The sequence below is a fragment of the Xanthomonas populi genome (assembly GCF_002940065.1).
Classification (GTDB): domain Bacteria; phylum Pseudomonadota; class Gammaproteobacteria; order Xanthomonadales; family Xanthomonadaceae; genus Xanthomonas; species Xanthomonas populi.
The window spans coordinates 1-10,887 of the sequence record NZ_MDEJ01000129.1; the positions used below are offsets into that span (position 1 = coordinate 1).

6 protein-coding genes and 3 pseudogenes are annotated in these 10,887 nt (G+C 63.3%); all 9 read right to left on the bottom strand.

The window, feature by feature from the left end; all coding sequences use genetic code 11:
- Positions 1-75 precede the first annotated feature (75 nt).
- Positions 76-240: pseudogene (locus tag XpopCFBP1817_RS23785) on the bottom strand (toxin-activating lysine-acyltransferase); the annotation flags it as partial.
- Positions 230-2,044: a protein adenylyltransferase SelO family protein gene (locus XpopCFBP1817_RS16845; RefSeq protein ID WP_128417993.1), complete on the bottom strand. Its 1,815-nt coding sequence runs from the start codon at positions 2,042-2,044 to the stop codon at positions 230-232. The gene XpopCFBP1817_RS16845 and the pseudogene XpopCFBP1817_RS23785, both read right to left, overlap by 11 nt.
- Positions 2,045-2,169: 125 nt before the next feature.
- A pseudogene (locus XpopCFBP1817_RS16850) lies at positions 2,170-2,667 on the bottom strand (DDE-type integrase/transposase/recombinase); the annotation flags it as partial.
- A 105-nt stretch (positions 2,668-2,772) separates the two neighbouring features.
- Complete coding sequence (clpB, locus tag XpopCFBP1817_RS16855) at positions 2,773-5,358, bottom strand: ATP-dependent chaperone ClpB (protein ID WP_128417994.1); 2,586 nt, start codon at positions 5,356-5,358, stop codon at positions 2,773-2,775.
- Between the two features lie 376 nt (positions 5,359-5,734).
- Positions 5,735-6,460 (bottom strand): annotated as a pseudogene (locus XpopCFBP1817_RS16860) (ATP-binding cassette domain-containing protein); the annotation flags it as partial.
- A complete protein-coding gene (ssuC, locus tag XpopCFBP1817_RS16865; RefSeq protein ID WP_128417995.1) occupies positions 6,457-7,251 on the bottom strand; it encodes an aliphatic sulfonate ABC transporter permease SsuC in 795 nt (264 codons plus the stop codon). The pseudogene XpopCFBP1817_RS16860 and the gene ssuC, both read right to left, overlap by 4 nt.
- Positions 7,252-7,354: 103 nt before the next feature.
- Positions 7,355-8,353, bottom strand: a complete 999-nt coding sequence (locus tag XpopCFBP1817_RS16870; protein ID WP_128417996.1) for an aliphatic sulfonate ABC transporter substrate-binding protein — start codon at positions 8,351-8,353, stop codon at positions 7,355-7,357.
- Entirely contained in the window at positions 8,350-9,390 is a 1,041-nt protein-coding gene (gene mgrA / locus XpopCFBP1817_RS16875; protein WP_128417997.1) for an L-glyceraldehyde 3-phosphate reductase, read from the bottom strand. The genes XpopCFBP1817_RS16870 and mgrA overlap by 4 nt, the downstream gene beginning before the upstream one ends.
- A gap of 16 nt (positions 9,391-9,406) precedes the next feature.
- Positions 9,407-10,735 carry an LLM class flavin-dependent oxidoreductase gene (locus XpopCFBP1817_RS16880; protein WP_128417998.1) on the bottom strand — a complete coding sequence of 443 codons (1,329 nt, stop codon included), beginning with the start codon at positions 10,733-10,735 and terminating at the stop codon, positions 9,407-9,409.
- Positions 10,736-10,887: the final 152 nt, after the last annotated feature.

Consider the following 10,887-nt stretch of genomic DNA (forward strand, 5'->3'; position numbering starts at 1 on the left):
TGGAGCGATTACGCACACTGCCCGAACACGTCTACAACCAGATGGTCATGGGCTGAAAAACGTGGGGATACCTCAGGTCCAGACTCCCTCTTCGTCTTCGATCGTGACGAGCTGGCCTAGGCGAATCGCAGGCCATAGCCATACATAGGCAGCTGCGAGACTGAACCTCTTGCGGTCAGTCTTGAACAGAAGTTGCATTGCCAGGCCAAGCGCCTGCGCATCAACGGCATTAGGTTGCATTGGCGGTGGTTGAGTTAAATGTCTGCGCTGCAACGGCAGCGTCCGGGAAGGTGAGCAGTGCGGCAGGGATTGATGCACGCCCGTTCAAGCTTAGACCTACCAGGTAGCTGGTGGGTTCGCAGTCGACAAGCACGACGGTTCGATGGCCAGAATTGGTGATGCCGAGTGTCTTATCCGCGACTTCGGCACCGAAGAGCAGTGTTCCCCCATGCACGCGTTGCCCCTCCAGCTGGACTGTATAGGCCATACGATGCGTATCAAAGAAATACAAGGCGGTGGACACGTGATCGCTTGCGTAGCCCAGGACAAGCCAGTGTGGCGGTAAGCCTTTCCAAACGCGGCGTGAGACCGCGACCTCGGTTGCGATAAAAGCCGAGACCCGCTTGGGTCCCGACGACCGATCGGCCAGGATCGACCGCACCAGCTTGATCGCCCGGCGTTTGGAGACGCGATAGGAAAGGCGTGGCCTTGGTCTCAGCCAGCGGTTGGCGGCACAAAGATGAATAGCCGCGTTCGGAAGTGCGCGCAGGAGCGAGTTGATTTCCTCGCCAATCTGAGACCCCTGGGTTGCTTTGCCTTTGATGTGGTCAGAGAGCCAATCGTGGCGCTCATCGTGCTTTGTGGGCTGATCGAACGCATAGTCACTGCGCTGTTGTTCGCGGTAGTAGCGTGCAATGAGTGCTTTGAAATGGAACGCCTCTGGGCTTGACTCAGGCAAAGCACACGCTTCTGCACAGTGACTGAAAAACGCAGCTTCCATGTGATGCTCGATCTGGATGAGCAGTTGATCGATGTTGGCGATTGCCTTGCCGAAGCGGGAATACTTCTTGAAGAAATAGGCAAGCGATGGAAGCGAGTGGCGAACATCACGCATCTCATCGCCGAAAAAGTGACGATGCCCATCGGTGCCACGCTTCCAGCTGGGAACTGCGCGGAAGCCGCCGAAATCCAGGAACTGCACGTTCGATGTGATGTTGTCGCTGGTCGGGCGTCCGGTCCAGAGGCGATGCGCGCGACTTGCGGCAATCTGCTCGGCAAGGCGGAGGTAGAGCGCAGACAAGTCAACGCCTAGGCCATTGGGATTGCCGGCATCGCGCTGCGTGTGTTCGTCGGCAAAGTGGATGGCATCTTTGACTCGCAGGCTATCTTGAAATTGATCGCTGTTTGCACTACCTGATGTCCCGAAATACAGGCTGCGCTCGAAATGCGCCAAGCGCAGGAAAGCAGGCCTGATCAGAATTGCGCACCGCTCCGGCTCGTCGGCATCGGTGCGTGCCAGTGAGAAGCCGGCATCAATGATGGCAAAAATGGGGACTGCACCGTGGGGGAGCTCTGCGTTGAGGATCTCGCTAGCAACTGCCTCGCGAATGGCATCGTAAAGATAGAGACAGCCATGCGAGTGTGACCAATCATGGGCCTTAGAGACCAGTGGCGTGGGGCCGGTTCCTTTGGCGATGAGCATGCCATCGGAGCCACAGCGGCCACTGCCTCCGTGGATTGCCCCACCGCTCCCACCGTAGCGATCAGCGCCCAGTGTCTGTCCGCCGAAGCTGCCGGCGATGCAATGAGCTTGGAGAGAGGTCACGGCAAAGCGCTCGAGCAGGGATGCTGAAATGCGGGCCCGAGTTGGCTCTTCGTGGATGGCCATGCCTAAGTCATGAAACCAGCGCTCATTGAGCCACAGCACGGAAGCATCTGGCAGTTTGCCCACTGGAAAGGGCACGAGCATTGAGCTGCTCACGCTGGCGAGGTTCAACAGGTTAGAGCCGTTCTTGTCATCCATGTCCCAGCAGTCGTTGTGCATCTTGCTTCCTTGTTTCCGCAGCTGTTGCGACTTCGCGTTCGACAGACTCAGTTGATGCTAGCAAGCGTGTCGCAACTCGTCCTCCTGAACCGCCCCGGGTTTCCCCGGATGCCCCTTGGTTTGAGTCACGCCGACATGACGCACTCAGGGGAGTGCGAAGAGTCGTTGGCCTCAGCCTCGGCCGGTGGGATATTCCCGATCGGCTCCGGCAATCGGCAGTTGTTGAACCAGTCGACCCAGTTGCGCGTGGCCCACTCGAGCTCCTTGCGCGTTCGCCAAGACGGCTTGCGATGGATGACCTCGGCCGTGTAGAGGCCGTTGATGGTCTCGGCCAGCAGCGGGTTGTGACCCGAGGGCAGGCGTCGCGCCCGTAGGCGTCCCCCCACGCTGCCCACCGAGGGCTCCAGGCCGGCCTCAGCGAGCCGCTCCGTGTAGCGGATCGACACGGACCGAACGCCTCGGTCGCTGTGGTGAATCAGGCGACCCGGGACGACCGGCTTGCTCGCGCTCGCGTAGAGCGCCTGTTCGAGCGTGTCGAGCACGAAGTCCGTCTGCATCGAGGACGGCGCCTTCCAGCCCACGATACGACGGGCGAAGACGTCGATGACGAAGAGCGCAACGATGCGCCGCATGCGCCATCCACCTAACGCGAACGGGCACTGCCTGCGCAGTGCCCGTTGGTGACGTCAACCCGCACCATCAATGCGGCCCATGACCATCGCCAAACCTCAGCCCTTGGTAAATGCCAGACGCCCACCCTCGGTACGCACGCGCACGGTGTCGCCGCTGAGGTACTGGCCGGACAGGATATGCTGGGCCAGCGGGTTCTCCACCTGCGACTGGATCGCGCGCTTGAGCGGGCGGGCGCCGTACACCGGATCGAAGCCGACATTACCCAGCAATTCCAGCGCGGCATCGTCCAGGTCCAGTTTGAGGCCGCGTTCGGACAAGCGCTTTTCCAGCCCATGCAACTGGATGCGTGCGATCGATTTGATCTGCGCCTTATCCAACGGATGGAACACCACGATGTCGTCCAGCCGGTTGATGAACTCCGGGCGGAAGTGCGCCTGCACCACGCCCATCACCGCCGCCTTCATCTGCGTGTAGGCCTCGGCGCTGCCGTCGCCGGACAGCTCCTGGATCTGGTGCGAGCCCAGGTTGGAAGTCATCACGATCACGGTGTTACGGAAGTCCACGGTGCGGCCCTGGCCATCGGTGAGACGGCCATCGTCGAGCACCTGCAGCAGGATGTTGAACACATCCGGATGCGCCTTTTCCACCTCGTCCAGCAGGATCAGCGCATACGGACGCCGACGCACCGCCTCGGTTAGATAGCCGCCTTCTTCGTAGCCCACATACCCCGGCGGCGCACCGATCAACCGCGAGACCGAATGCTTCTCCATGAACTCGCTCATGTCGATGCGGATCATCGCCTCAGTGCTGTCGAACAGGAAGTCTGCCAGCGCCTTGCACAACTCGGTCTTGCCCACGCCGGTCGGCCCCAGGAACAGGAACGAGCCACTAGGCCGATGCGGATCGGACAGGCCGGCACGCGAACGCCGCACCGCATCGGAGACCACCTTGATCGCCTCGTTCTGGCCGACCACGCGATGATGCAACTCGTCTTCCATGCGCAGCAATTTGTCGCGCTCGCCTTCGAGCATCTTGTTGACAGGGATCCCGGTCCAGCGCGACACCACTTCGGCGATTTCTTCGGCGGTCACGCGATCCTGCACCAGCTTGAAGTCGTGATGTTCGACCTCGTTGGCCAGCGCCATCTGCTTTTCCAGCTGCGGCAACACGCCGTACTGGATCTCGCTCATTTTTGCGTAGTCCTGACGGCGCTGTGCGGCCTCCAGTTCCAGCTTAGCGTGCTCGATCTGCTCCTTGACCTTGGTGGTGCCCTGCAGCGCGGCCTTCTCGGATTTCCACAATTCGTTGAGGTCGTAGAACTCGCGCTCGAGTTTGTCGATATCGGTTTCCAGATCAGCCAGGCGCTGACGCGAGGCGTCGTCCTTTTCCTTCTTCAGCATTTCGCGCTGGATCTTGAGCTGGATCAGGCGGCGCTCCAGGCGATCGATTTCCTCCGGCTTGGAGTCGATCTCCATGCGAATGCGCGATGCCGCTTCGTCCATCAAATCGATCGCCTTGTCCGGCAGCTGGCGGTCGGTGATGTAACGGTTGGACAAGGTGGCGGCGGCCACGATGGCCGGGTCGGTGATCTCCACGCCGTGATGCACCGCGTAGCGCTCCTTCAGCCCACGCAGGATCGCGATGGTGTCTTCCACCGTCGGCTCGCCCACGAACACCTTCTGGAAACGGCGCTCCAACGCGGCGTCTTTTTCGATGTACTTGCGGTATTCGTCCAGCGTGGTGGCGCCAATGCAATGCAGCTCACCGCGTGCCAGCGCCGGCTTGAGCATGTTGCCGGCGTCCATCGCGCCATCGGCCTTGCCCGCGCCGACCATGGTGTGCAGCTCGTCGATGAACAGGATGATCTGGCCTTCGTTCTTGGACAGATCGCTGAGCACCGCCTTCAGGCGTTCTTCGAACTCGCCACGGAACTTGGCCCCGGCGATCAGCGCGCCCATGTCCAGCGACAGCACGCGCTTGCCGCGCAGGCCTTCGGGCACTTCGCCGTTGATGATGCGTTGCGCCAAGCCCTCGACAATCGCGGTCTTGCCAACGCCGGGTTCGCCGATCAGCACCGGGTTGTTCTTGGTGCGCCGCTGCAACACTTGAATGGTGCGGCGGATTTCTTCGTCGCGGCCGATCACCGGGTCGAGCTTGCCGCTCTCTGCACGCGCGGTCAGGTCGATGGTGTATTTTTCCAGCGCCTGGCGCTGTTCTTCGGCGTTTTCCGATTGCACGGTTTCGCCGCCGCGCAGCTTGTCGATGGCAGCTTCGATCTTTTTCTTGTCGCCGCCGGCCGCGCGCAAGGCCACGCCCAGCGGGCCGGCATCGTCGGCGGCGGCCAGCACGAACCACTCGCTGGCGATGAAGGCATCGCCATGTTGCTGCGCCAGTTTGTCGGTCTGATTGAGCAGGCGGTTGAGATCGTTGCCGATCGATAGATTGCCTTCCTGCCCGGAGACCTTGGGCAGTGCGTCCAGCGCCTCGCCCAGCCGCTCGCGCAGCAGCGGCACGTTGACGCCGGCCTGCGACAGCAACGGGCGCGTGCTGCCGCCACTTTGGTCGAGCAGCGCGGCGAGCACGTGCACCGGTTCAATGATGTTGTGGTCGCGGCCCACAGCCAGCGACTGCGCGTCGGCCAGCGCCTGCTGGAACCGCGAGGTGAGCTTGTCCATCCGCATGGGAAAATCCTCTGAACTGGTGGCCGGCAACTTCGGCGATACCGTGCAGATGCGGCTGCTGTGCGGGGTTTCAAGGCTTGGCGGGTGCAGCACGTGCAGATGCGGGGCATCAAGACTGCCTCACGTTGCATGGTGTGGGGCTGCGTGGTGTTTGATTTGCGCGCTTGCGTTGCGCATTGGCATTGGCATTGGCATTGGCATTGGCATTGGCGTTGGCGTTGGCGTTGGCTTAGGCAGACTCAGGCCGACGACCAGCCCGCTAGACGATCCGCCGCGGCGGCACGGTGGCACGCGCCGCTACGCCCTGCACAGCATCGACATCCTTGGCGTCCTAGGCATCCGCAGTGGCCGCTGGCGCCGGCACCTACACCTACACCGTCCCAAGCAAACGCGACAGCACCTGCGCCTGGATTGCCGCCAAGGCGGGCGCGCCGGGTGCACGCGGATGCGGTACCGGCACCTGCATATCCAGGCCAACCTGGCCGTATTCGATCAGCACAATGCGATCGGCCAGCGCGCTGGCCTCGGCCACGTCATGCGTGACCAGCACTAGCGTGAAACCGTGTTGCCGCCACAATTGCACGATCAGCTGCTGCATCTCGATACGCGTCAATGCATCCAGCGCGCCCAGCGGTTCGTCCAGCAATAGCAGACGCGGCCGATGCACCAGCGCACGCGCCAGGGCCACGCGTTGCCGTTGACCGCCCGACAACCTCGCCGGCCAGTCGCCGCCACGGGTGCCCAGCCCCACCGCGTCCAGCGCGGCCTGTGCCTGTGCGCGACCGGCACGGCCCAGGCCGAGCGCCACGTTGTCGATCACCCGCTTCCACGGCAGCAACCGCGCGTCCTGAAACATCAGCCGCACCGCATCGCGCTGCGCTGCCAGCGGTGCATGACCGCTAGCGACCGTGCCGGTGTCGGCCGCTTCCAGCCCGGCGATCACCCGCAGCAAGTTGGTCTTGCCGCAACCGCTGCGCCCGACCACCGCGACACAGGCGCCAGCTGCGATGTCCAGATCAATGCCATGCAACACATCGCTGCCGCCATAGCGTTTACCGATACCGCGCAATGCGAGCGTCAGGCCGGTGCCGGTCATGCTCATCGGCGCAGCTCCGCACGCTGTTGCTGCGCCGGGTGCCAGCCCAACCACCAGGCTTCCAATCCACGCGCGGCCAGATCGGCCAGCTTGCCCAGCAGCGCGTACAGCACGATGGCGACCACCACGATGTCGGTCTGCAGAAACTCGCGCGCGTTGGTCGCCAGATAGCCGATGCCGGAACTTGCGGAAATGGTCTCGGCCACGATCAAGGTCAGCCACATCAATCCCAGTGCAAAGCGCAACCCGACCAGAATCGACGGCAACGCCCCCGGCAACAACACATCGACAAACAGCTGCGGGCCGCGCAAGCCGTAATTGCGCGCCATCTCGATCAGTGCCGGGTCCACGCTACGGATGCCGTGATAGGTATTGAGGTAGATCGGAAAAAACGTGCCCAGCGCCACCAGAAACAACTTGGCGCCCTCGTCGATGCCGAACCACAGAATCACCAGCGGAATCAGCGCCAGATGCGGCACATTGCGCAGCATCTGCAAGGCGCTGTCGAGCAGGCGCTCGGCCACGCGCGACACACCGGTGAGCAGGCCCAGCGCAAACCCAATGCTGCCGCCGATCGCCAGGCCCACAGCCGCACGCCAGCTGCTGATCGCCAGGTGTTGCCACAACTCTCCGCTTTGCACAAGCGTGATTGCGGCACGCAGCACCGCATCCGGCGCAGGCAGAATGCGCTGCGGCAACCAGCCGCCGGAGGCGGCGATCTGCCACGCCACCAGCAAGGCCAGCGGCAATAACCAAGGCACCAGTAGACTGCCAAAACGACGCGAGCCGGTGCTCATCGCGGAACCTTGATGGTGTGGCGACGCATCGCAACAACAGCGCGCATGTGCGTGTGTCCGGGAACCCGGCACCCGTTCCCGTCTGCGTCCACGGTCCCGCGCATCACTTGCCCGCCGCTTGTCTGCCCGCCGGCGATGCAACTGCAAGCGCTGGCGCACGCCACACGGCCGGTGCCACCAGCACCCGCTTGGGCAACAGGCGCTGGGCGTAGAACAGATCGGCGGTGGCCTGCTGCGCCTTGATGACCTCGCCGCTGAGCGGTTGCACGCTGGCCGGCGGGCGATGCGTCAGCGTGCGCTCGACCACCGCGGGCGACAGCCCGCTCACCTGCGCCAGCACGCGGATACTGCCGGCGCGGTCGCGCTCCAGCAGCCCGTCTGTCTGATTGAGCTGCCCCATCACCTGCTGCACGAACGGGCCCCAGGCAGTGGCATAGAGCCGCGAAGACAGAAAGAAACCACCGGTCAGTCCCAGCCCTTCGCCGTTGGCGAGCAGACGCGCACTGCCATCCAGCGTCAAAGCCGAATACCACGGGTCCCAGATCGCCCAGGCATCCACCTGCCCGGCCGCGAACGCCGCGCGTGCGTTGGCCGGCGACAGATACAATGGCGTGATGTCGCGCATGCTCAGGCCCGACTTGGCCAACAGGCGCAGCAACAGGTTGTGCGCGCTGGAGCCTTTCTGAAACGCAACCCGCTTGCCCTTGAGATCGGCCACGCGCCGCAGCGTGCTCTTGGCCGGCACCAGAATGGTCTCGGCCTTGGGCGTGGGCGGCACCCAGCTCACGTACACCAGATCGGCACCGGCAGCCTGCGTGAACAGCGGCGGAATATCGCCGGCACCACCCAGATCGATGCTGCCCACGTTCAAGGCTTCCAGCAATTGCGGGCCGGCCGGGAACTCGACCCAGCTGATCTTGGTGCGCGGGAAGCGTTGTTCCAGCAGGCGATGCTGCTTGGCCAGCACCAGGCTCGACACCGCTTTTTGATAGCCGATACGCAACTGCGCCGGCTCTGCTGCCCATGCGGGTTGCAGCCACGCGATGCTGGACAACAGCAACGCAGCAAACAAAAAGCGGTAGCGCATCGGAATCCTCCTCATTGCCAATCGGTGGACGGTTTTTCCCAGAGGTTGACGCCGCCCTCGACCGCGAAGCGATCGATCTCGTTCAGCGCTTCGGCACTGAACGCAGGCGACTGCAAGGCCGCGACGTTTTCGATCAATTGCTCCGGGCGGCTGGCACCCAGCAATGCCGAACTCACGCGTGGATCGCGCAGCACCCAGGCCAACGCCAACTGCGCCAGACTCTGCCCCCGCCGCTGCGCGATCGCATCCAGCCCGCGTGCGCGCTGCAGGTTGTCCTCGGACAGATGTTCCGGCCGCAGCGACTGCCCGCCCGGACGATTCACTCGCGCATCGCCGGGCACGCCATTGAGGTATTTACCGGTCAACAAGCCCTGCGCCAACGGCGTAAACGCGATCACGCCGGCACCGACCTCGTCCGTGGCATCGAACAACTCCTGCTCGGCCCAGCGATTGAACAGGTTGTAGGCCGGCTGATGGATCAGCAGCGGCACCTTCCACTCGCGCAGCAAGGCAGCGATCTCGCGCGTGCGCGCCGCCGAATACGACGACACACCCACGTACAAGGCCTTGCCCTGCTGTACCGCGCTGGCCAATGCGCCGGCGGTCTCTTCCAATGGCGTGTCGGCATCGAAGCGGTGCGAATAGAAGATATCCACGTAGTCAACACCCAGTCGCTGCAGGCTCTGATCCAGGCTGGACAACAGGTATTTACGCGAACTGCCGCCCTGCCCGTACGGGCCCGGCCACATGTCCCAACCGGCCTTGGTGGAGATGATCAACTCGTCGCGATACGGCTTGAAATCCTCGCGCAACAAGCGGCCGAAGTTGATCTCCGCACTGCCATACGGCGGGCCGTAGTTGTTGGCCAGATCGAAGTGGGTGATGCCCAGATCGAACTCGGTGCGCAGCAATGCGCGTTGCGTGTCGATCGGCGTGCTGTCGCCGAAGTTGTGCCACAGGCCCAGCGATAGCGCCGGCAACACAAGGCCGCTGCGGCCGACACGACGATAGGCGATACGGTCGTAACGATCGGGATGTGCGAGATAGGTCATCAGAATGTCCGGTAGATCAGCGTGCGCTGAAGCGATTGGCGGGGCGTGCCAGGCCCAGATGATCGCGCAACGTGCGCCCTGCATAGTCACGCCGGAACAGCCCGCGTCGCTGCAGCTCCGGCACCACGTGATTGGCAACATCGGCCAGGCCGCCCGGTAGATGCGGCACCAGCACGTTGAAACCGTCCGCTGCCTCGCCTTCAAACCAGGCTTGCAGCTCGTCGGCAATCTGCGTGGGCGTGCCGATCAGGCTGTAATGCCCGCGCCCGCCGGCGATGCGCCGGCCGAGTTGGGCAATGCTCAACTGCTCCTGCCCGGCCAACTCGGTAAACAACTGCTGGCGACTGCGCTGCCCGGTTTCGGTGAGCGGCAACTCCGGCAACGGGCCATCCGGTGGATAGCCGGACAAGTCGAAGTTGCCCAACATGCGCGACAGCAGCGCGATGCCGACGTCAGGCTCCACCAGCGCCTGAAACTGCTCGAACTTTTCCTGCGCTTCGGCCTGGCTCTGCCCGACCACGATGAACACGCCGGGCATCACTTTCAATGCATCGCGCGAGCGCCCGAACTGTTCCAGCCGCCCCTTGATGTCGGCGTAGAACGCCTGCGCCTTGGCCAGCGACGACTGCGCGGTGAATACCACCTCGGCAGTCTCGGCCGCGAGCGCACGCCCTGGCTCGGACGCGCCGGCCTGCACCAGCACCGGATGGCCCTGCGGCGCGCGCGCGATATTGAGCGGGCCGCGCACCTGAAAATGCGGGCCGCGATGGTCCAGCACATGCAGCCGTGCGGGATCGTAGTGCACGCCTGCGGCGGTGTCGGCGATAAAGGCATCGTCGTCCCAGCTGTCCCACAGCCCTGCCACCACTTGCTGAAATTCGCGCGCCCGCGCATAGCGCTCGGCATGCATGTAATACGCATCGCGGTTGAAATTCAGCGCCTCGTCGGCGGCGTCGGAGGTCACTAGATTCCAGCCGGCACGCCCACCGGACAGATGATCCAGCGAGGCGAACTTGCGCGCCACGTGATACGGCTCGTTGTAGCTGGTGGTCATGGTGGCGATCAGGCCAATGCGCTCGCTCACCACCGCCAACGCACTGAGTAGGGTGAGCGGCTCGAATAGGCTGGAACGCGCCATTCGCGATGCCACCGGCCCACCGGCGGCGGCCAGGCTGTCGGCGACGAACACCGCGTCGAACTTTGCGGCTTCGGCAATGCGTACCATCTGCCGGTAATGATCGAACACCAGCGGATCGGCACTGGCCTGCGGATGCCGCCATGCGGCCACGTGATGACCGGTGGCCATCAGAAATGCACCGAGCGAAAGCTGACGTGCGGCGCTCATTGCAGCCTACCGTGCGTAGCACCCGCACTGCTCGAATCAACATTCAAAACCATCGAACACATCTTCAAAAATCCTTATAGGAGCCTCTAAAAACCCCAGCAATCTGCCATCATTGACTTGACGCCCTGCCAGCGGAGAACGACAGACATGAT